We start from the raw sequence: 20,385 nt of genomic DNA, 5'->3' as shown, positions 1-20,385 counted from the left end.
TTGGCGGATGCTGGAGCTGAGTGCAACACGGTTATTGAATTGAAGTTGGGGCATCATGCCGCCAAGCGATGGCCTCTTGCATCACTTGGCCCATCATTTCGATGGGGCATTTGAAATCGAAACGCTTACGTGGGCGCATGTTCAATTGCAGGGCTATGGCATCCAGTTCTTCCTGGCTGTGTTTCGACAAGTCTGTGCCCTTGGGTAGGTACTGGCGGATCAAACCATTGATGTTCTCGTTGCTGCCGCGCTGCCAAGGGCTGTGCGGGTCGCAAAAATAGATGGCGACGCCAGTCTTCTGGGTAATTTCCGCATGCCGTGCCATCTCCCGCCCCTGGTCGTAGGTCATGCTCTTACGCATCGCCAGCGGCATACGATTGAGCGCTGCGCTGAAGCCCTCCACCGCAGAGGTCGCCGTCGCGTCGTGCATCTTCACCAGCATCAGGTAACCACTGGTGCGCTCCACCAACGTGCCGACGGACGAGGCGTTGGCCTTACCCTTGATCAGGTCTCCCTCCCAATGACCGGGCATCAGACGGTCTTCAATCTCCGGCGGGCGCACGTGGATACTGACCATATCAGGAAGTTGGCCGCGCCGATCTACCCCTGCGGCACGAGGGCGGCGCGTGCTTTTGCCCTGACGCAGGCAGATGATTAGCTCTTTGCGTAACTCACCAACGGGCAGGGCATAGACCGCGCTATAGATCGTCTCTCGGCAAACATAGGCATCTTTCAAGCTGGGAATATTCATGCTGCGCAGCTTGCCGGCAATCTGCTCAGGAGACAAACGCTCACGCAACATATGAGACACCAAGTGCGGCAGGGGCGACGACGAACCCGCATAGAGTGCTGAGCAGTGTGGGCTGAGTAACTGCCGCAACGCTCCCCATTACGCCTCAACTCCCGGCTGATGGTTGAGGGCGAGCGCTTGATCAAGAGGGCAATCCTGCGCAGGCTGAAGCCTTGGACGTGACCGAGTTGGATGGTTACGCGCTCTTCGACGCTAAGTTCGTGATAGGACATAGGGGCAACACCGTACCGGAAAGGTCAGGTGTTGCACTCAGTTTCCGCGGCCGCCCCCATATTTAATTGGGCATCCTCTAACAGTTTCACAATCAAAGAGAAAAATAGATTAGAACGAGCTAAATCCCTTCAAGATGCAGGCGATAAAATTAGAAAATCTGATCCAGCTGGCGTTGCGGTGAGCCTAATATCAGAAATTAAAAAATCCCGAACCATCGCAGAGCAAGACCCATCTCAAGCAAACGCCCCCAAAAAAACAAGAGTTTATATCCTTGACTCATTAAAACACCCCGCAGAGGTTTCTCTTCTAAGGGCTGTATATCAAGAAGCGTTCTGCTTAGTTGGTGTCGTTTGCGAGACAAAGACGAGAAAAGCAAGGCTTCGCGACGAGAAATGCCATTCTTCGACAAGCACGGAAATTGATGTTTTTATAGCTAGAGACGAAGATTCTGGACTTACATATGGCCAAAAGGTAGCGGACACCTTCCATTTAGCAGATTTTTTCGTCGACAACTCTCCTAATAGATTTCTAGATGACGAAAAAAAGCAAGAGAATCGAGAGTGGGACGTCAACGACCAACTCGGACGATTAATTGATATTCTTACACATAAAAAAGTCATTCGACCTTCCCCAAGCGAAACAGGTATGTTTCATGCGTATGGCGCACAAATGAGCAGTGCCTGCTTATCTCGCCAAGTGGGCGCCGCACTAATGGATAAATCTGGAAACCTGGTATCCACTGGAACAAATGAAGTTCCTAGTGCAGGAGGCGGTGTTTACGGCAGTAATTTCTCAACTCAAACGGAAACACCTCCACAAGATCATAGATGCGCAATTACCAATAAGTACTGCAGCAGCAACAAACACCAAGACATTATAATAAATGAATTAATCTCTACGATCCCAGAACTAAAAAGAGTTACATTTACGAAGCTAAAAGAACAACTTAAGAAAACTGGCATCGGTCGTCTCTTAGAGTTCAGCCGGGCAGTACATGCCGAAATGGATGCACTTTTAAGCGCTGCGCGCAAAGGAACTTCACCGGTAGGTGGCAGACTGTTCGTCACAATATTTCCTTGCCACTACTGCGCAAGACATATCGTGTCAGCAGGAATAGATGAAGTTCAATACATCGAACCCTATCCGAAAAGCTTGGCGCTTACTCTACACGGTGATGCAATCGCGCAATCAAAAAGTAACTGGAGCGCGCCAAGCGAGACGATATCAGCGCAAGGCGAGGCACACCCTCGAGTTTTGTTCCGTCCATTTACAGGGGTTGCTCCTAGACTTTACAAAAGAGCCTTCATAAAAAGCAGAAAGCTTAAAAACAACGAAGGCACAATGCAGTTTCACGAACCGGAATGGGCTTCTGGTCTACTACGAATTAGCTATAAAGAAATTGAAAACCGCCTATTAGAAAACCTGGCAAGTGCTCCACATGAAAAATAACACAAGAAAGCCGAGCATCTTACGACTTGTTGCAAGCTCAAAAAATGCAACACATGCTCAATCAGCGATTGAGGAAACCCCAATGCCTGTTCTTTCATCAACAAATTCTTCCATGAGAACTGTTGTGCTTATGAGAGAAGTTGAAATCGAAAAAAATGGCTCTTTCGCAGATTTCGCGAGAAAATTTCGACCTCGCTGCATACTAGACTTTCGATTCTCTCCTCGTTTAGATTTCTTTGCAGGCTCTAGAGTTAGAGCCTTCAAGTTATTTGACGAACTACATGTTGAATATTTAGATATTTTTGGAAGGGCCGGAATAAATACAAATAGATCTATGGAGCAAATGGATGATGCCTTTTTAAAATCCCTAGATCACTATCTTTCTAATTTAGAAACTGACGGGAGGCCAATCATTCTTTTCTTCGACAACGAAGACCTACTACGGCAGTGTAAAAAAATACTACCTTATGCCTTCACGGCTCCAAATACGCATCACACCCAATTAAATATTACCGAATACAAATCCGGCTTCCTGTCCGTACAAACAGGATAATTTAAAGCATTGAGGTTAACCACCTTCCCCCATAATCTATTAGCCTCTAATCTCTAGAGGCTAATTTTTGGTTCTGGGTAGGAAGATCGCCAACACCCCGAACAACGGCAGGAACGAACACAGGAGGTACACGTATTCGATGCCGTGTATGTCCGCCAGATGCCCAAGCAACGCCGCACCAATCCCGCCAAAGCCGAACATCAATCCGAAGAACACGCCGGCAATCATCCCGACATTGCCCGGCACCAGTTCCTGGGCATACACCACGATCGCCGAGAAAGCTGACGCCAGGATGAAGCCGATCACGACGCTGAGGATGCTGGTCCAGAACAGGTCCACATGAGGCAGGATCAGGGTGAACGGCGCTACGCCGAGGATCGAGAACCAGATCACGGCCTTACGCCCGATCTTGTCGCCTATCGGCCCACCAAAGAAGGTCCCCGCCGCGACCGCGCCAAGAAACAGGAACAGGTGCAACTGCGAACTCGCCACCGACAGGTCGAATTTCTCGATCAGGTAGAAAGTGAAGTAACTGGTGAAACTGGCCATGTAGAAATACTTGGAGAACACCAGCAGCCCGAGTACCACCAGCGCACTGATCACGCGGTTCTTCGACAAGCCATGTGTCGCCGCCTGGCCTTGCTTGAGTTTGAACAGGCTCAAGTGGTTGGCGTACCAGCGGCTGATCCGATAAAGCACGAACAGCGCAAACACTGCGAACAGTCCGAACCAGGCCACATGGCCCTGACCGAAAGGAATGATGATCGCCGCAGCCAGCAACGGACCGAAGGCTGAGCCTGCATTGCCGCCGACCTGAAATGTCGACTGCGCCAAACCAAACCGCCCGCCAGACGCTAATCGCGCCACGCGAGAAGCTTCCGGGTGAAAGGTCGAGGAGCCGATACCTATCAGCCCTGCAGCCAGCAAAATCATCGGAAAACTGCCGACCACCGACATCATCAAAATGCCGATCAATGTGCAAATCGTCCCGGCGGGTAGCAGCCAGGGTTTTGGGTGCCGATCGGTGTAGTAACCGACCCACGGCTGCAACAGCGAAGCCGTCAGCTGGAACGTCAAAGTGATCAAGCCAACCTGGGTGAAGGTCAGGCCATAGTTGGCCTTGAGCATCGGATAGATCGACGGCAGCACCGACTGGATCAAGTCGTTGATCAAATGCGCCAGCGCCACGGCGCCGATGATACGCATGACCAAAGGGCTGCTTTGTGAAGTCGCGGATGCCGGCTGCGCGCCGGTCTGGACATTGCTGATAGCCATAAGAGTTTCCGTACATCAGATGGGTGCACACGGGCAGGTGCGTCAATGTGCCATTTTTCAGTGCAGCAGCGCCATCCCCTTAGCCTGCTAACGACCTCGACTTTCATCGCTGAAAAGGTGATAGCGCAACGCCATGGTCTGAATCTTGCCTTGGTAATCCGCTTCAACGCGGCCCCTTACAAAGGGGACCGAGAATGGGAAGTTTCGCTACAGAGCCGGCCTACAGAGCTGACGAGGGTGAACTTTCGAGGCCTTTTAAAAGGGCACAGGTCGCGGCCGCAACGGTTGCGACGCACGCCAATGGCGCGTGGTGTCCAGAGGAGTTTTGGGGCATGCAGGCTTTTTTATCACCGGGGATCGGGTTGCTGGGGCGTTTTGGCTTCGCACGCAAATTTCAGCTGTTATTTCTGCTGTTTATCCTTCCGCTGACGGGCAGTCTGTGGATGATCGGTCAGGACTATCGCGACAAACTGAACCTGATCTCCGGCGAACGTGCCGGGGTTCGGCAACTGCTCGCCCTGGATGCTCTGGATAATCTGCTCGCGGCTCAGCGTGACCGCGCGGCTCGCTGGCGCGCCACGGAAACCAATCGTCAGCCGACACCTGCGACGATCGCGGCGATGGCTGCTTTCGATACGGTTCAGCCCGCCGTCGCCCAAGCCACCTCGGACCTCGGCAACGCACTGCAAACCGAAGGCGCCGAGGGCGAAACCCTGGCCCGTTATCAAACCCTGCAAACAGCCCTCAACGGCCTGGACTCGAAAAGCCTGAGCAGCGTCGGTTGGTGGCCGGACGGTTACGATCGTTTCACCAATGCCTTGAGTGCCCTGCAAGCCTTGCGCGAGCAGATCGCCATGGATAATCGCCTGACTCTCGCACCGTGGCTGGAAACGTATCTGCTGACCCAGATCTCCACGCAGCACGCGCCAGACCTGATTGAGCGAGTCGGCCGTCTCGCCAGCGTCGGCCAGGCGTCAGTGGTATCTGGCCAGTTCACCCTGCAAAGCCGTCTGCAATTGCGCGACTTGCGCAGCCGCATCGGCGATGCCCGGGAGCAGCTGGTCAAAACCGCAAGCCTGCTGGAAGCGCGACTGCCCAGCGCGTTGCAAGCCTGGGCCGGGCAATACCATGACAGCCTCAAGCACCTGGACGCCGAGTTGAAAGTCCTCGATGACGGCGTGTTCGGCGGCAGCATCAAGCTCAAGCCGGAAGAGTTCGAACGCAGCCTCGACGCCCTGCTCGCCGACTTCTCTTCGCTGCGTCAGCAGTCGTTGGTGTCGCTGGATCAGCGTCTGGACTATTACCACGGTTCTGCCATCCGCCAGTTCATCCTGGTAGCGACCATTTTTGGCTGCCTGCTGCTGGCCGCGCTGTACCTGTTCATCTGTTTACAGGCGTCGATCCGTCGCAGCGCCAGCGGCATCACCCTGCTGGCCGAAGCCTTGCGCGACGGCAATCTGAGCCTGCAAGTACCGGTGCAAGGCCGCGACGAACTGGCCGCCATCAGCACCGCCCTCAACGTCGCGGTGGTGCAACTGCGCAACAGCCTGCTGGGGGTCGATCATGAAACCTTGCAGCTGAGCAACGCGGTGCGCACCCTCAACCATCACTCCAGCGGTGCCCTTGGGGAAGTCGAAGCCCAGCAGTTGCAGATCAGCCAGATCGCGGCGGCAGCCACGCAATTGGCCGCGACCTCTCAAGGGGTCGCACAGAGTTGCGAACAGGCCTCCGGCAGCGCTCAACACACCCAGCGCATCGCCGCCGACAGCAGCCGTGACAGCCAGCGCACGACGGCGAGTATTCAGCAACTCAATCAGCGCTTGAACGACACCGCTGCAGCACTGGGCCGTGTCAGCGAGCAAGGGCAGCAGATTCAGTTGGTGGTGGACACCATTCGCGGGGTTGCCGAGCAGACGAATCTGTTGGCACTTAACGCCGCCATCGAGGCCGCGCGCGCGGGTGAACAAGGTCGCGGCTTTGCGGTGGTGGCCGATGAAGTGCGCAGCCTGTCGCAACGCACCCAGTCCTCCACCGCGCAGATTGCCGGCACAGTCGACAGCCTGCGCAACACGGTGAACGAAGCGGTGAGCCTGATGGAAGCCGCTTGCGGCCAGGCTCAGTCCGACGCCCAAGCCGTCACTGGCCTCGGCGAACGCCTGGGGGAAATTGCCAGTGCCGTGCAAAGTGTCACTGACACCCTGGCGCAGATCGCCACAGCGGTCGACGAGCAAGCGACCACCGCCGACGAGGTCAGCGGCAATATCCAGCAAGTCGATCAGGCGGCGGTACGCTTGCTCGAAGGCGCGCGGGCGGTGAACCTGGCAGCGGACACCTTGAGCCAGGGCAGTAAGGCATTGAGTGCCAATACCGGGAGATTTCAGCTCAGTTGACGCCCTCCCCTCGCCCGGTTTTTCGGGTCAGCTGGATAAGCGGTTGAAAGCGTAGAGAAATATTTTAGATTTACGCTTGACACATCATCGTTACGAGCCAATAATGCGCGCCACTTGGCTACATAGCTCAGTTGGTTAGAGCATAGCATTCATAATGCTGGGGTCCGGGGTTCAAGTCCCTGTGTAGCCACCAAGTACCTGTTTACAGATGTCTCCATGAGTCTCTAAACAACCTCAAGAAGCCCGCCTAGTGCGGGCTTTCTTGTTTCTGGCTATCTCTCCCTGTATCTCTCTATACCTTCCCTCCGTGTATCCCCTGTGTATCCTCGACAAATAATTGAACCGAGGGGATACAAGCCCAAATGAAGCGATCCGAGATAAAACGCCGCCCCCTTTCCGATACCGCGTTGGCGCGAAGGGAGCCTAAGAGCAGGGCGCTGAGCTTCTACTCGGGGTAAAAATGTCCCATGAACGTAAGCGCTTCAATCGCCTGGGCGTAAGGGGCAAATCTCGGATCTCCACCCTCGAATGCCTGTGCGACTTTCTGAGCATTTTCAAGGTTGTCCCATTTAGCCAAGTCAGCGAAAACACGGCCTTGTGGTTCGGGACAATAACCTGAGAACTCAATCAACCCATCAAACCCTTTGAGGGTTTCCCGAAGCATCAACCGCAACTCAGGCATTTGGCTTTCGAAGCCTTCCTTGACGGTAAAGATTGCTAGCTCGAGTACATGGCTGTTCTGCGTCATATGTCACTCCAATTGTGTGGTGAGGAGCGACCAGTATCTTGGGGTCGTACTGACACCGTACTGTCAGTGCTTGAGAGGTTGTTGGGCCGTCCATTGATCAGACTGAAACTGCATGTATGACCGCAGGTTCCATTCCGCCTCAAGCTTCTGTCCATCCGTCATGATCTGCAGGCTTCGTATCCGGTCAACTCGAAAGTCTCTGTATGCCTTTCTGGACGTACACCATGTTCCGACAGTCCACTTTCCTCCCCAGTAGAAAAGGCCCAAGGGGAACACCGTCCTGCCCGAGATCTCTTCACTCAAGCTGAAATATGAAAAGTGGACGGCTCTCGCCTGCTGAATAGCGCGGTGGAGATCGTCCAAATATCGTTGGTCTGGTGTGACGGGCTTAGCCCTCAACGCGCGGATATTGGAGAGTGATGGTTCTGTATTGCGAAACGGCAATACGGCAGCAACTTTGCTCAACAGCGTCCTTGCAGAAGAAGCGAGTTCAGTGCCTGCGGAATTTGAAAGCATCTCAACGCCCAACATCAGCGCGTCGAGTTCATCCTGGGTGAGTGTCAGAGGCGGTAACTCAAACCCTTCGTGCAGAGCATACCCAACGCCAGCGACGCCATAGAGAGGAATACCGCTCACAGACAGGTCGTCGATATACCGATAAATCGTGCGGACTGAGACCCCGATACGCCCCGCCAAGTCTTCCGCTGTAATCGGCTGATGTACCCGGATCAGGTTTACTACCTGGAATAGCCGATCTGATTTACGCATGTACTGAAGGACCAATGTGCTCGATTTTAGGAAGGGCGTTGCCATTGCCTCCGACGCATCCCATGTGTCGGGCGCATCTCGTTTGCGGGGCACTGGAGTGAATCAAAAACTGCTCTACTCAGAACTGAAGTGTTCATTCTCCCCCATTTGGGGAAACAACCCCATGGAAGGCTCGCGTCAAGTACCGGCCGGCATGTTTTCGCGCAGTGTTTCGCGCACACCCTTCACGCACCTTGAAGTGCGCGAACTTTCCGGAGGAGCGAACTGTGAGGCGTGCCCCTACGCCGAGCCACCCAAGAAGTCGCATCAGGAACAAATCGCCGGCAACGCTGACAATGCCCGCTCCCAAATCTGCCAGGTGCGCAGCCAGACCATCGCCTGCCAGTCGCTGTCGGCGGGATAGAACTGCTCCACCAGATTCAGCTTGATCCCGCGCCCCACGGCATCTCTCGGATTGCCGTGCAGGTGCAGCCAGTGATCATCGCGCAGATGACGATGAACCTCGGCGCCGGGATACGTCCCACACTCGATCACAAACGGCATCAACCGCGCGTGCGGCAGCGCGTTGATCAACGCCTGGGAGGTGTAGCCGGTGGCCGTGGCTGCAACGCCGGTTTCGCTCAGCGTGTCGGCGCCCGTGTGCAAGGTATAGAGCCAGGGACCATAGATGGCCTGCGCATCCGCAAGCGCCGGATACGCCGACTCGGTAATGGTCAGCAACATCGGATGACCGTATTCCCCGGCACCGGTGTGCAAGTCGAAACACATCGCCACTTCGGCATGGGAAACATGCTTTTGAATGATCTGATGCAACGTGCGGTTCGACCAGCTCGGTGCCAGTCCGCCGTAGAACAAACCATCGGGATGACGGTGCTGGCCACCCTCGACAATCGACATCACCGCTGGCCAACCGTGTTCGCTAATCTGTTCGTCGAGCAAGGCATCGGCGCGATCACGCTCCGAGCCCCGCAACTGCGTGCAGGCATAGATTTCATGAAGCGCTGCGTAGGCCCGGTTATCTGGCAATGCGTGGTCGAAGTTCAGGTGATTGCGGTTCAGGTCGATGTTGTCTTCGTTGACCCGACGCAGCCACGCAGTGCCCCACGGATTGATCAGGTGGATCATCACCACCGCGACATCGGCCGGCAGCGAACGCTTGCCCAACTCCTGCAACCACCTGATCTGACATCCCGAACCATAGAAGCCTTCGACGCCATGAGTGCCACTCAGCGCAATCAGCAAACGCTTGGCGCCCGGATCACCCAGCACGGCCACATCGGTGCTCAACGACTCACCGAACGGCCCTTTGAGCGGATGCGGGTACTCGGTCAGCGTCGCGCCGGCCGCGGTCGCGGCGGCCAGAAATTGATCACGCTGGGTGCGGTAACTTGGCTGGGTGGGGAACTCGGTCTGCATGTCTGCCTCTTGTTGATCTTATGGCCAGTCTGTTGCCCTCGAACCTACAGAAAATCCGCGGACTCATGAAGGGCGAAAGTGTCTTTACTGTAGCCCCTGGTTTGCGTCACTTCCTTTCGGCCGATAAAGTCCCCTGATCTTTCCCACGGACGGAGTGCCCCCCACGTGTTCTCAACCTTCCACTTGAGCCACTATCGCCTGTCAGCCTTTTCGCTGATCGCCGCTGCTTTAACCCTCGCAGCCTGTAGTGCTCCGACCTCTTCGACGTTGCCTGTTGCGCCGGAAATCGCGTCAGGTTATCGCACTGACCTGCAGACCCAATACGCCTCAAAACACATGGCGGCCGCGGCCAATCCGCTGGCGGCCGAGGCCGGGCGGGAGATGTTGCGTCAGGGCGGTTCGGCAATCGATGCCGCAATTGCGATGCAGGCCGTGCTGACGCTGGTCGAGCCGCAATCCTCGGGCATTGGCGGTGGCGCGTTGATCGTGCTCTGGGATGGCAAGGCTGTGCGCACTTATGACGGACGCGAAACCGCTCCGGCCGGCGCCACCGAGAGGCTGTTCCTGCAAGCCGACGGCAAACCGATGCCGTTCACCCAGGCGCAGATTGGCGGTCGTTCGGTGGGGACACCGGGCGTGTTGCGAGCGCTTGAGTTGGCCCATCAGAAACACGGTCATCTGCCATGGGCGCGGCTGTTCGAACCGGCGATCAAACTCGCGGAGCAAGGCTTCGCCATCTCGCCACGCCTTCACCAGTTGATCGCCTCGGACTCGTCCATTCGACGCTCGCCGGACATGGCGGCCTACTTCCTGAATGCCGATGGCAGCCCGAAAGCCGCAGGCACGCAACTGAAAAACCCGGCGCTGGCCGCCGTGTTCAAACGCATCGCCAAGGAAGGACCGGATGCATTGTACAAAGGCCCCATCGCACAAGAGATCGTTGCCAAGGTTCAGGGCCACGCCAACCCCGGCAGCCTGTCGCTGAACGACCTCAAAGGCTACACCGCCAAGGAGCGCGCGCCGCTGTGCACCGACTACAAACGCTGGCAGGTCTGCGGCATGCCGCCGCCGTCGTCAGGCGGGATCGCCGTGGCGCAGATCCTCGGCACCCTGCAGGCTCTGGAAACCCGTGACCCGCGTTTTGCCCTGGCGCCGCTCAAACCGGTCAAGACCAGCCAACCTGCGGGCGTTGAGCCGGCGCCTGAAGCCGTGCACCTGATCTCCGAAGCCGAGCGCCTGGCCTACGCCGACCGCGCGCTCTACGTGGCCGACGCAGATTTCGTGCCCGTCCCCGTCAAAGGTCTGGTGGACCCGACTTATCTGGCCAGCCGCGCCGCGCTCATTGGGGATCGCAGCATGGGCACGGCCAAACCCGGCACCCCGCCAGGCATTCAGGTCGCCTACGCACCGGACCGTTCGCCGTTGCGCATCTCCACCTCGCAAGTGGTGGCGGTGGATGACGAAGGCGGCGCCGTGTCCATGACCACCACCGTGGAATCCGCGTTTGGCTCGCACCTGATGGTTCAGGGTTTCCTGCTGAACAACCAGATGACCGACTTCTCGTTCATCCCCGAAGAGAATGGCCAGAAGGTTGCCAACCGCGTCGAACCCGGCAAACGCCCACGCTCGTCCATGGCACCGACCCTGATTTTCGACCGTCAGAGCGGCGAATTCCTCGCCACCATCGGCTCCCCCGGCGGCTCGCAGATCATCGAATACGTCGCCAAATCCACCATCGGCCTGCTCGACTGGAACCTCGACCCACAAGCCGCCATCAGCCTGCCCAACTTCGGCAGCCGCAACGGCCCGACCGAACTGGAACAGGGACAGTTCAGCCCGGCGCTGATTCAGGCGCTGAAAGACAAAGGGCACAGCCTGAACGAGATCGACATGACCAGCGGGACTCAGGCGATTGTCCGGGTCAAGGATGCGCAGGGGAAAACGTCGTGGGCGGGTGGGGCCGATCCGCGGCGTGAGGGGGCCGCGTTGGGGGATTGAGTCGTACGCGGGAATGAGCAAGGGCTTACCGGGACGTAGGCCCTTTTTTATAGCTAACGAATACTGATCGGCAATCTCGCGCAGCCTTTTCCTACCCGCAAATGACTGCTTCTTCGATAGAGTGTGGAAATTGTCGGCATCCACAAACACTACGACGCGATCGACGCTGATACCGTCGAGATGGAGTAACCCATGAACGTACGCCCCATTCACACCGACGAGGACTACCGTACAGCGCTCAAGAATGTGTCTGCACTCTTCGACAATGAGCCTGAGCCAGGCACACCCGAGGGTGATTACTTTGACATCATGATCACCCTCATCGAGGCGTATGAGTCGAACCGGTTCCCAGTCGATCTACCAATACTCCGGCTGCGGGCACTGGGCAAAGTAGTGATCGATATCGTTTGACGGCGCACACAGGGACTTGAGCTTGCCCCTACGGCAAGCTCTATCGTGGCCCCCGACCAGTCTAAAAGGAGGTTTCATATGCTTACCATCGGACAAATGGCCCGCAGCCACGGGCTCACCACCAAAACCCTGCGCCACTACGACAGCATCGGCCTGTTTATCCCGGCGCTGACCGGTCGCGACAATGGTTATCGCTATTACCGCCCCGAACAGATCGTCACACTGGGGCGGATCGTCTGGCTCAAACAACTGGGCATGGCGCTGGAGGATATTCGAGCCCTTGCGGTCAACGGCGGGCTGGACAGCGTCGCCAGCCTGCGCGAATCCCTCGAAGGGCATGCCCGGCAGTTGAGAGCCGACATCCAGCGTAGCGAGCAAGTCCTGGGGCAACTGACCCGCTACTTGGCGCAACCAGAGCGCAGCCTGCCACCCATGCAAACGCCGGCGCGAATCGCCTACCCCGCCTTGCGGATCATGGGCATGAGTTGGCAACAGGACGACGACGACACCATCGCCGAGATGTGGCAGCGCTTTGTGCCGCGCGAGGAGGAAATCGATCGTCTGACCGATCCGATGGGCACTTTTGGTGTGTGCCAGCCGCTGGATGACGGTCAATGGCGCTACATCGCCGGACTACCGGTAGGACCGCACGCCCCGCTTGTTCAAGGCATGGTGGAGATGGAGATACCCGCTCGCCGGTACGCCCGGGTCGAACACCACGGGACGGTCACCACCCTGCCGGAAACGTTCCGGGCCGCCTATAGCGAATGGTTACCTGCTGCGGGAATGGCGCCAGCTGAAGGTATCGAATTCGAATACTGCGGCGAACGCTTTTTCGGGCCAATGCACCCCGACAGCGTGGTCGAGTTGTACATCCCGCTCAAAGACTGACGAAAATACCGAAGGCTGGAACAGCCACCTCCGGGTTTAAATCAAGCCGGCACACCCAAAATGATATGCGACGCCTTGATCACCGCCGTCGCACTCACGCCCGGCGCCAGGCCCAGTTCTGCCACAGCCTGACGTGTCACGATCGAATAGACTTCGGTGCCGCCGTCGAGCTGGATGACCACTTCGGCGTTCACGGCGCCATCGATGACACTGGTGACCTTGCCTTCCAGGCAGTTGCGCGCCGAAAGGCGAATGTCGCTGGATTCGGTCATCAACATGACCCACGGCGCCTTCACCAGCGCGATCGCTTCCTTGCCAACTGCCAGGCCGAGGTTCTTCACGCTTTCCATGGTCACCACGGCCACCAGTTCATTACCGCCTGACAGCTTCAGTGAGACTTCGGCATTTACCGCGCCGGGTTGCAATTGACTGATGATGCCTTTGAATACGTTACGTGCGCTGACTTTCATGACGTGTCTCCTCGAATAATTATTGTTGTATTGAGCCTAGCGAGAGATCTTCAGCGTTTGCCGCGCCTTATGCTTCTCCAGCGCCAGCTCGATCAAACGGCTGACCAGCTCGCTGTACGTCATACCGGTGGCCTGCCATAGCTTGGGGTACATGCTGATGCGGGTGAAGCCGGGCAACGAGTTGATCTCATTGATCAGCACTTCGCCACTCTCGGTCAGGAACACGTCGACCCGCGCCAGCCCGGAACAGCCCAACACCTGAAACGCCTCGACGGCCAGGGCGCGGATGCGTTCACTGGCCTCGATGCTGATATTTGCCGGCACCACCACTTCAGCCGCTTGAGCGTCGATGTATTTGCTGTCGTAGGAATAAAACCCGCTGCGCACCACGATCTCGCCACAACCGCTGGCGATGGCGTTTTCATTGCCGAGTACCGCGCATTCGATCTCGCGGCCGCTGACGGCGGACTCGACCAAGACTTTCTCATCGAAACCCAGGGCCAGTTCTACTGCTGCCGCGTACTCGGCTTCGTCATTCACCTTGCTCACGCCGACGGAAGATCCCTGGTTCGCCGGTTTGACGAATAGCGGCAAGCCGAGTTTGCCTTGCACCTCGGCGAACCCGGTGCGCGCCGCGGTGGCGCGGGTCAGGGTGACGAACGGCGTGACCGCCAACCCGGCGTCACGCAGCAGACGCTTGCTGATGTCCTTGTCCATGCAGACGGCCGAACCGAGTACATCAGAGCCGACAAACGGCAGATCAGCCATGCGCAGCAAGCCTTGCAGGCAACCGTCTTCGCCCAAGGTGCCGTGGACGATCGGGAAGATCACATCGACGTGGCCCAGCAGTTCCTGACCGGAGGTTTCCACCAATTGCTGACTGACCTTGCCCGGCACGACGGCCAGTTCACGGTTGGATTGATTAAGGGTGATAAGCGCCGGGTTTTCCTGGTTGAGCAGGAAGTTCGAAGGGTCGTTCAGATGCCAGTGACCTTGCTTGTCGATGCCTATCAGCACCGGTTCGAAGCGCGACCGATCCAATGCATCGACGATGTTTTTCGCCGATTGCAGCGACACTTCGTGTTCAGCCGAACGACCACCAAAAATAATGCCTACCCGCAGTTTGCTCATTCAGAACTCCTCAACGATTGGCCACCAGATGCGCGCCGAACAGTCGCCAGCCGCTGCCAGCAACACACCGCCGAGGCGTTAAAATGTGGACGCAGCACAACAAGCAGGCGCAATGGAGCGCTTACTTTTACTCGACGTCAGGCACATGGATCAACAGGTCACCCGGCTGACAATTCAAATGTTTGCAGATCGCGTCCAGCGTCGCCAGGCGCAGCCCCTTGACCTTGCCCTGCTTCAACAGCGACAGGTTCGCTTCGGTAATGCCGATAGCGGCGGCGAGGTCTTTGGATTTGACTTTGCGCAGTGCGAGCATCACGTCCAGCTGAATGGCAATTGACATAAAATTCTCAAACAAAGGTGCGGTATTCAGAGTCCACTTCACTGGCCTGCCTGAGAATACGCGCAATGATCGATATACACGCAGCCAGGAACAACGCGACAAAGGTGGGAGCCGTGACACTGAGGGTAATCAGCCGTTCACCGACCGGCTCATTCATTGTCACCCAGAAGCTGAGCACGGGCTCGCACAAGAAATCAAGCAACACCCAGAGCGCCACGCCCCTTCCGACCAGACCTAAATGAACAGCCGACTCACTGGAAAAATACTCACCGCGCGAATAGTTCCGGAACAGTCGACGCAAGTTTCCCAAGCCGTATGCCAGTGCCAGCAATGGCACGCTCGACAGCAGAATGCCGCCTAGTATTTGCCACCACGGGAACAACATCGCTTTATCGGTGATATGCGAGAGCTGGCGATCGGTAAGCGCAAAACCGAGCCCCCATCCATCCTTCGCAGCCAGGAAAGGAAAGAGCCAAAGCACAACATTGATCGCCAGCATTGCGACGATAAGAAAAAGAGTTACAGCAGCCATGCGTTGGCTCAATTGAGCGAGACGATTGGAAGTCACGGCAACACCTCACAGGGAATGAATGTGAGCAAACGCTAAACCATAAATTATCGCAAAACAATAATTTATTACTGTAATACACACATAGAAACGCTTCCGCAGACATAAAGCCCCCCCCTGGGGTAATGTTCCACTCACAGCTTCAAGGCGATCGAGCATCCTCGGATGGGCAAAAAAATCATTCACCACGACTGGTTCCACCGCGCGCCCGACGTTGGCGGGCTTCAGCGTTTCGAGGCGTTTTTTGCAGGCCACGGCTACGACCTTCACCGCCACGACACCTACGCCATCGGCCATACCCTGGCCGGTGTGCAGAGTTTTCAGTACCGCGGTGGCTGGCGCCACAGCCTGCCGGGCGGGACCATGGTGCTGCACCCGGACGAAGTTCACGATGGCGAAGCCGGCACCGAGACCGGCTTTCAATACCGAATGATGTACATCGAGCCGGCGCTGATCCAGCAGATGCTCGGCGGCCAGCCATTGCCGTTTATCAAGACCGGCCTGTCAGCCGATCCACGTTTGTTCGCCGCCACCGCCGTGCTGCTGCGAAGCCTTGATTGTCCCCTCGAGCCTCTGGAAGAGCAGGATGCGCTGTTCGATCTGGCCCAAGCCTTGAACAGCGTTTCCGGCGTGTCTGCCACCCGCCAGAGCTTCGACTACGTGGCCGCCGAACGCGCGCGGGAATTCATTCATAGCGCCCTGGATCGCACCGTGACGCTGGAAGAACTGGCGCAACACAGCGGTCGCGATCGCTGGAGTCTGTCGCGGGATTTTCGCCTGTTGTTCGGCACCAGCCCTTATCGATACCTGACCATGCGCCGCCTGGACCTGGTCCGCTCACTGCTGATTCAGGGCCAGTCACTGGTCAGCGCCGCGCTGATCGCCGGCTTCACCGATCAGAGCCACATGACCCGGCAGTTCAGCAAAACCTACGGTCTGTCGCCAGCCCGCTGGATGAAAATGCACCGCTGCTGAGCCACGCACAATCGTTCAAGAAGCACACCGATGCGCGGGCTATCGTGGATTTACGATCAACCACGAGAGCTGCTTCATGAAAGCTTACGAAAGCCTGAATTTCGCTGAAAAAATCGACAGGATCGGCCCGTACTGGACGCCTAGGGTCATCGCCGAAATGAACGACTACCAGTTCAAGGTGGTGAAACTGCTGGGGGATTTTATCTGGCACGATCACCTTGATACCGACGAAACCTTCATCGTCCTCGAAGGGCAACTGCGCATCGACTTTCGCGATGGCCACGTGCTGGTGAACGCTGGCGAAATGTATGTGGTGTCAAAAGGTGTCGAGCACAAACCGTTCGCCGAGCAGGAGGTGAAACTCCTGCTGATTGAGCCCAAGGGTGTGCTGAACACGGGTAACGAAGGTGGCGAGCGCACGGCGCAGAATGACGTCTGGGTGTGAAAGGCCGACTGCTTAAGGCTGCAAGGTTTTACCGTCCACTGGATCGCCGATTTTCAGGAAATGCCCGCCAGCCACATGGTGCAAGGTGCGCAACGTGTCTTGCCCTTCGAAGTGCCAGCGACCGTCACTGAACACGCGCTCGTCTGCCTGAGCGGCAATCACTTCGGCCAGGAACAGATCGTACTGCTGGTGATTGCCTGGCTCCGGCAGCAGTCGGCACTCCAGCCAGGCGACGCAGCCTTCGAGCATCGGCGCATCGATCAACTCAGCGCTGAAGGTCGCCAAGCCATAGACCTGGAATTTGTCCCGGCCTTGGTCCCGGGTCAATTCCAGGCCGGACGTCGAGCCAACGGTCTGGACGATATCGGCCTGGGCGGCGCAGGGAACATTCAGCACAAACGTGCCCGAAGCCTCCAGCAATTGCCGTGTCCAGGTGGACTTGTCCAGCACCACGGCAATTTTCGGCGGCTCGAAATCCAGCGGCATGGCCCAGGCCGCCGCCATGATGTTGCGCTGGCCATCATGAGCCGCGCTGACCAACACGGTCGGGCCGTGATTGAGCAGACGATACGCCTTGGCCAAGGGAACCGGACGGCGGTGGGAAACGCTCATGATGGCTGCTCCTGGGGAAAACGCCGATTGTAGCGATTTACGCCGCGATGGCAGGCATCAAGTCGCCAACTGATTGGCAAACTGGCCGACCGCATTCACCACTTTCTGTGCACCGTCCTGAATCTCGACAATCACCGTACCCGCCTCTGCCGCTAGCGCCAGCCCCTGTTCAGCCTGGAGTTTGCCCTCGGTCATCAGCGCCACGGCGTTGCGCGCCATGTCCTGGTTCTGACGGACTACGCCAACAATCTCATCGGTTGCCTGGCTGGTGCGCGAAGCCAATTGCCGGACCTCATCCGCCACCACCGCGAAACCACGCCCCTGTTCCCCGGCCCGAGCCGCTTCGATGGCCGCGTTGAGCGCCAGCAGGTTGGTCTGTTCGGCAATCCCGCTGATGGTTTTGACGATGGTGCCGATCACCACCGACTGCTCGTTCAGCGCTTCGATGCCTTCGCCGGCGGTCTGCATGTGCCTGGCAAGGTCACGCATCACGTTGACCGCCTGAGTCACCACCGCGTTACCGCGCTGCGCGCTGCTGTCGGTTTGCTGCGAGGTGCTGTAGGCAATGTTGGCCGCTTCGGCGACCGCTTGTTCCTGATTGACTTGATCGGTGATCACCGTGGCGAATTTCACCACTTTGTAGAGCTTGTTGTTGGCATCGATCACCGGGTTGTAGGACGCCTCCAGCCAGACCCCGCGGCCGTGGCTGTCGACGCGTTTGAAACGCTCGGCGAAGAACTCGCCTGCATTCAAGCGACGCCAGAAGTCCTGATACCCGGCGCTGTTGTATTCCTCGGGTTCGCAGAACATGCGGTGATGTTTGCCCTTGATCTGCGCCAGGCTGTAACCCATGCCGCTGAGAAACCGTTCGTTGGCCGCCAACACGTTGCCATTGAGATCGAACTCGATCACTGCCGTGGAGCGCACGAGGGCGCCGATCAGGTTCTCATGCTCACGAGATGCCTCGATGGTGCGGGTCAGGTCACTGGAGTAAATCGAGAAGTGTTTGATCCGCCCGTCCGCGGACCGGACCGGCTGCACGATCGAGCGCAGCCAGGCTTCCTGACCATTGCCGCGCAACAAACGCACCGTGCCGGCAAAGTGCTCGCCACGGGTCAACGAGACCTTGAAGCGCTGGTGGAATTCGTCCGACTTCACATGGGCCGGGACGATGTCTTCGATGTGTCGCCCTATCAGGTCGCTGCTTTTGTAGAGCATCTCACCGATGAAGTTCTGGTTGACCGATTGAATCCGCCCATCGGCATCGAGGGTCAGGACCAGCATCTCGCTTTCCAGACTTTCCTTCACTTGCTGGAGGCTGGAGAGTTCTTCGCGAAGAGCCGACAGCTCCTGCTTCAAGCGTTTGTTGAACATGGGGATACACCGATGGACAGGGATAGAAAGCGGTATGCAGCCTAACCATCGGCCTCAGGGATATTTTCTGAAGAGTGTTTCAGGGTTGTCCTACAAAAATAGTTGCTACACGTACGGTGCTACCTTCGATTACATCGCGCCAGCAGTCGAGCAGCTGCCAACTCCTGGCATCCGCGTCCCGAAATACGCCGCACTGCTCACACCCACAGTCCCCATCACCGCGCAGAAGATCACACAGATCCATGGGCTCCATGGCATCAGACCGATCAGCAACAACGGTGTGATACTCGCCCAGACGGCGTAGGCAATGTTGTAAGTGAAGGAAATCCCCGAGACACGAATTCGCGCCGGGAACAGGCTGACCATCACCGACGGCACCGCGCCGACCACCCCACAACCGAGACCGGCCACCGCGTACGCCAGGCCGATCCAGTTGCCACCGATGATCAGGCAGGTATAGAGAACGCCGATGCCCAGTGGCAGCAGCAGGCTATAGAGCATCACCGTGCGCCAGGCGCCAATGCGGTCGACCAGCAGCCCGGCGAGGACGCAGCCGATATTCAGAAAAACAATACCCAAGGCACTCAGGGCGAAGGTGTGGCTGGCGGTCATGCCGAAGGTTTTCTGCATCATGGTCGGGGTGATCACCACGAACACCACCACCGCCGAGGTCAGTACGCAAGTGAGGATCATCGCCGGCAGCATGGCCAGACGGTGTTCACGCAAGACCGTGCGCAGCGGCAGCTCGACGGCCTCATCACGTTGCGCCTGCATGGCCATGAACACCGGGGTTTCGCTGAGCCAGCGGCGTAGCCAGACGCCGATTACGCCGAACACGCCGCCCAGCAGGAACGGGTAACGCCAGGCGTAATCAAGGATTTCTGCCGGGGTGAACGCCTGCGCCAGAAAAGTCGCCGTCAGGGCGCCGATCAGGTAACCAAACGTCAGCCCGGCCTGCAGGAAACCGAGGGCATAACCGCGATGCCCGGCCGGTGCATGCTCGGCGACGAATACCCAGGCGCTCGGCACTTCGCCGCCCACCGCCGCGCCCTGGAGGATTCGCAGGGCCAACAGCAGCAGCGGTGCGAAATAACCGATCTGGGCGTAGGTCGGCATGATGCCGATCAACAGGCACGGCAGCGCCATCATCAGGATGCTCAGGCTGAAGACCTTCTTGCGGCCCAGCCGGTCGGCGAAATGCGCCATCAGAATCCCGCCCAACGGCCGCGCCAAATAACCGGTCACGAAGATCCCGAAGCTTTGCAGCAGTCGCAGCCACTCGGGCATTTCCGGGGGGAAGAACAGCTGGCTGAGGGTCAGGGCGAAAAATACGAAAATGATGAAATCGTAGATTTCCAGCGCGCCGCCAAGGGCCGCAAGGCCGAGGGTCTTGTAATCCGAGCGGGCGAACGGCGCCGGGCGCGAGTGGGTGTTGGCGGTCATGAAAAGAACTCTGGCATAGGCAAAAAACCAAGGCGCCCATGGTCTACGCAAACGCGCCAACGGACAACCCGTTAGACCAAAGTCCTAGACTCGTAAAACTTCGT

The 20,385-nt window shown here is 57.6% G+C and carries 17 protein-coding genes, 1 tRNA gene and 4 pseudogenes; 9 read left to right on the top strand and 13 right to left on the bottom strand.

Annotated features, from left to right (window positions below):
- Positions 1-31: 31 nt before the first annotated feature.
- Positions 32-1,023, bottom strand: a pseudogene (locus CUN63_RS17965) (IS30 family transposase).
- A gap of 28 nt (positions 1,024-1,051) precedes the next feature.
- On the opposite strand from CUN63_RS17965, the gene CUN63_RS17960 reads away from it, so the two are divergent.
- Positions 1,052-2,473 carry an anti-phage dCTP deaminase gene (locus tag CUN63_RS17960; RefSeq protein WP_129441260.1) on the top strand — a complete coding sequence of 474 codons (1,422 nt, stop codon included), beginning with the start codon at positions 1,052-1,054 and terminating at the stop codon, positions 2,471-2,473.
- A complete protein-coding gene (locus tag CUN63_RS17955; RefSeq protein WP_129441258.1) occupies positions 2,463-3,026 on the top strand; it encodes a hypothetical protein in 564 nt (187 codons plus the stop codon). The genes CUN63_RS17960 and CUN63_RS17955 overlap by 11 nt, the downstream gene beginning before the upstream one ends.
- 60 nt (positions 3,027-3,086) lie before the next feature.
- Here CUN63_RS17955 and CUN63_RS17950 read toward each other — a convergent pair whose 3' ends face one another.
- Positions 3,087-4,301 carry an MFS transporter gene (locus CUN63_RS17950; protein ID WP_129441256.1) on the bottom strand — a complete coding sequence of 405 codons (1,215 nt, stop codon included), beginning with the start codon at positions 4,299-4,301 and terminating at the stop codon, positions 3,087-3,089.
- Between the two features lie 194 nt (positions 4,302-4,495).
- Between CUN63_RS17950 and CUN63_RS17945 the strand changes: the two genes are divergently transcribed.
- Both CUN63_RS17945 and CUN63_RS17940 read left to right on the top strand, forming a co-directional pair.
- The gene (locus CUN63_RS17945; protein ID WP_371928185.1) at positions 4,496-6,691 is read left to right on the top strand and encodes a methyl-accepting chemotaxis protein; all 2,196 of its coding nucleotides are present in this window, start codon (positions 4,496-4,498) and stop codon (positions 6,689-6,691) included.
- A 116-nt stretch (positions 6,692-6,807) separates the two neighbouring features.
- A tRNA-Met gene (locus tag CUN63_RS17940) sits at positions 6,808-6,884 on the top strand.
- Between the two features lie 252 nt (positions 6,885-7,136).
- On the opposite strand, the gene CUN63_RS17930 is transcribed toward CUN63_RS17940, so the two are convergent.
- The 3 genes from CUN63_RS17930 to CUN63_RS17920 form a co-directional block, all read right to left on the bottom strand.
- Positions 7,137-7,439 (bottom strand): hypothetical protein, encoded by a 303-nt coding sequence (locus tag CUN63_RS17930; RefSeq protein ID WP_129441252.1) that lies wholly within the window; start codon positions 7,437-7,439, stop codon positions 7,137-7,139.
- Positions 7,440-7,502: 63 nt separating this feature from the next.
- Complete coding sequence (locus CUN63_RS17925) at positions 7,503-8,207, bottom strand: YafY family protein (RefSeq protein ID WP_256657541.1); 705 nt, start codon at positions 8,205-8,207, stop codon at positions 7,503-7,505.
- A gap of 306 nt (positions 8,208-8,513) precedes the next feature.
- Positions 8,514-9,623, bottom strand: coding sequence for a DUF2817 domain-containing protein (locus CUN63_RS17920; protein WP_129441250.1), 1,110 nt, complete (start codon positions 9,621-9,623; stop codon positions 8,514-8,516).
- Between the two features lie 165 nt (positions 9,624-9,788).
- Between CUN63_RS17920 and ggt the strand changes: the two genes are divergently transcribed.
- The 3 genes and pseudogenes from ggt (at position 9,789) to CUN63_RS17905 (ending at position 12,923) form a co-directional block, all read left to right on the top strand.
- Positions 9,789-11,621, top strand: a complete 1,833-nt coding sequence (gene ggt, locus CUN63_RS17915) for a gamma-glutamyltransferase (protein ID WP_129441249.1) — start codon at positions 9,789-9,791, stop codon at positions 11,619-11,621.
- A 192-nt stretch (positions 11,622-11,813) separates the two neighbouring features.
- Positions 11,814-11,984: pseudogene (locus CUN63_RS17910) on the top strand (transcriptional regulator); the annotation flags it as partial.
- Between the two features lie 126 nt (positions 11,985-12,110).
- Positions 12,111-12,923: a MerR family transcriptional regulator gene (locus CUN63_RS17905; protein WP_129441247.1), complete on the top strand. Its 813-nt coding sequence runs from the start codon at positions 12,111-12,113 to the stop codon at positions 12,921-12,923.
- 41 nt (positions 12,924-12,964) lie between these two features.
- Here CUN63_RS17905 and CUN63_RS17900 read toward each other — a convergent pair whose 3' ends face one another.
- The 4 genes from CUN63_RS17900 to CUN63_RS17885 all read right to left on the bottom strand — a co-directional run bounded on the left by CUN63_RS17900 (position 12,965) and on the right by CUN63_RS17885 (position 15,432).
- Positions 12,965-13,393 (bottom strand): molybdopterin-binding protein, encoded by a 429-nt coding sequence (locus CUN63_RS17900; protein WP_129441245.1) that lies wholly within the window; start codon positions 13,391-13,393, stop codon positions 12,965-12,967.
- 36 nt (positions 13,394-13,429) lie between these two features.
- A complete protein-coding gene (gene ddlA / locus CUN63_RS17895) occupies positions 13,430-14,524 on the bottom strand; it encodes a D-alanine--D-alanine ligase (protein WP_129441243.1) in 1,095 nt (364 codons plus the stop codon).
- Between the two features lie 127 nt (positions 14,525-14,651).
- Positions 14,652-14,864 carry a helix-turn-helix transcriptional regulator gene (locus CUN63_RS17890; RefSeq protein WP_129441241.1) on the bottom strand — a complete coding sequence of 71 codons (213 nt, stop codon included), beginning with the start codon at positions 14,862-14,864 and terminating at the stop codon, positions 14,652-14,654.
- A 7-nt stretch (positions 14,865-14,871) separates the two neighbouring features.
- Positions 14,872-15,432, bottom strand: a complete 561-nt coding sequence (locus tag CUN63_RS17885) for a DUF2975 domain-containing protein (protein ID WP_129441239.1) — start codon at positions 15,430-15,432, stop codon at positions 14,872-14,874.
- Between the two features lie 165 nt (positions 15,433-15,597).
- Here CUN63_RS17885 and CUN63_RS17880 point away from each other — a divergent pair, with 165 nt between their 5' ends.
- Together CUN63_RS17880 and CUN63_RS17875 are read left to right on the top strand one after the other, a co-directional pair.
- Entirely contained in the window at positions 15,598-16,407 is an 810-nt protein-coding gene (locus CUN63_RS17880; protein WP_129441237.1) for an AraC family transcriptional regulator, read from the top strand.
- A 76-nt stretch (positions 16,408-16,483) separates the two neighbouring features.
- A complete protein-coding gene (locus CUN63_RS17875) occupies positions 16,484-16,852 on the top strand; it encodes a cupin domain-containing protein (RefSeq protein ID WP_129441235.1) in 369 nt (122 codons plus the stop codon).
- A 12-nt stretch (positions 16,853-16,864) separates the two neighbouring features.
- Here the strand turns inward: CUN63_RS17875 and CUN63_RS17870 are convergent, their stop codons facing one another.
- The 4 genes and pseudogenes from CUN63_RS17870 to CUN63_RS17860 form a co-directional block, all read right to left on the bottom strand.
- Positions 16,865-17,464 carry a flavin reductase family protein gene (locus CUN63_RS17870; protein ID WP_129441233.1) on the bottom strand — a complete coding sequence of 200 codons (600 nt, stop codon included), beginning with the start codon at positions 17,462-17,464 and terminating at the stop codon, positions 16,865-16,867.
- Positions 17,465-17,521: 57 nt separating this feature from the next.
- Positions 17,522-17,959 (bottom strand): annotated as a pseudogene (locus tag CUN63_RS32770) (methyl-accepting chemotaxis protein); the annotation flags it as partial.
- A 150-nt stretch (positions 17,960-18,109) separates the two neighbouring features.
- Positions 18,110-18,748 (bottom strand): annotated as a pseudogene (locus CUN63_RS32765) (PAS domain-containing protein); the annotation flags it as partial.
- 219 nt (positions 18,749-18,967) lie between these two features.
- Positions 18,968-20,281: an MFS transporter gene (locus CUN63_RS17860; protein ID WP_129441229.1), complete on the bottom strand. Its 1,314-nt coding sequence runs from the start codon at positions 20,279-20,281 to the stop codon at positions 18,968-18,970.
- Between the last annotated feature and the right edge of the window lie 104 nt (positions 20,282-20,385).

This window comes from Pseudomonas sp. ACM7 (assembly GCF_004136015.1).
GTDB lineage: Bacteria > Pseudomonadota > Gammaproteobacteria > Pseudomonadales > Pseudomonadaceae > Aquipseudomonas > Aquipseudomonas frigoris.
The sequence above is the reverse complement of the archived record's forward strand: the minus strand, read 5'-3'. Positions and strand labels throughout refer to the sequence as shown.

What these genes read in the sequence shown, in the direction of transcription:
- CUN63_RS17955 (WP_129441258.1), top strand. Translation starts at nt 2,463, where the DNA reads ATGAAAAATAACACAAGAAAGCCGAGCATCTTACGACTTGTTGCAAGC.
- CUN63_RS17950 (WP_129441256.1), bottom strand. Translation starts at nt 4,301, where the DNA reads ATGGCTATCAGCAATGTCCAGACCGGCGCGCAGCCGGCATCCGCGACT.
- CUN63_RS17945 (WP_371928185.1), top strand. Translation starts at nt 4,496, where the DNA reads ATGGGAAGTTTCGCTACAGAGCCGGCCTACAGAGCTGACGAGGGTGAA.
- CUN63_RS17930 (WP_129441252.1), bottom strand. Translation starts at nt 7,439, where the DNA reads ATGACGCAGAACAGCCATGTACTCGAGCTAGCAATCTTTACCGTCAAG.
- CUN63_RS17925 (WP_256657541.1), bottom strand. Translation starts at nt 8,207, where the DNA reads ATGCGTAAATCAGATCGGCTATTCCAGGTAGTAAACCTGATCCGGGTA.
- CUN63_RS17920 (WP_129441250.1), bottom strand. Translation starts at nt 9,623, where the DNA reads ATGCAGACCGAGTTCCCCACCCAGCCAAGTTACCGCACCCAGCGTGAT.
- CUN63_RS17905 (WP_129441247.1), top strand. Translation starts at nt 12,111, where the DNA reads ATGCTTACCATCGGACAAATGGCCCGCAGCCACGGGCTCACCACCAAA.
- CUN63_RS17900 (WP_129441245.1), bottom strand. Translation starts at nt 13,393, where the DNA reads ATGAAAGTCAGCGCACGTAACGTATTCAAAGGCATCATCAGTCAATTG.
- ddlA (WP_129441243.1), bottom strand. Translation starts at nt 14,524, where the DNA reads ATGAGCAAACTGCGGGTAGGCATTATTTTTGGTGGTCGTTCGGCTGAA.
- CUN63_RS17890 (WP_129441241.1), bottom strand. Translation starts at nt 14,864, where the DNA reads ATGTCAATTGCCATTCAGCTGGACGTGATGCTCGCACTGCGCAAAGTC.
- CUN63_RS17880 (WP_129441237.1), top strand. Translation starts at nt 15,598, where the DNA reads ATGGGCAAAAAAATCATTCACCACGACTGGTTCCACCGCGCGCCCGAC.
- CUN63_RS17875 (WP_129441235.1), top strand. Translation starts at nt 16,484, where the DNA reads ATGAAAGCTTACGAAAGCCTGAATTTCGCTGAAAAAATCGACAGGATC.
- CUN63_RS17870 (WP_129441233.1), bottom strand. Translation starts at nt 17,464, where the DNA reads ATGAGCGTTTCCCACCGCCGTCCGGTTCCCTTGGCCAAGGCGTATCGT.
- CUN63_RS17860 (WP_129441229.1), bottom strand. Translation starts at nt 20,281, where the DNA reads ATGACCGCCAACACCCACTCGCGCCCGGCGCCGTTCGCCCGCTCGGAT.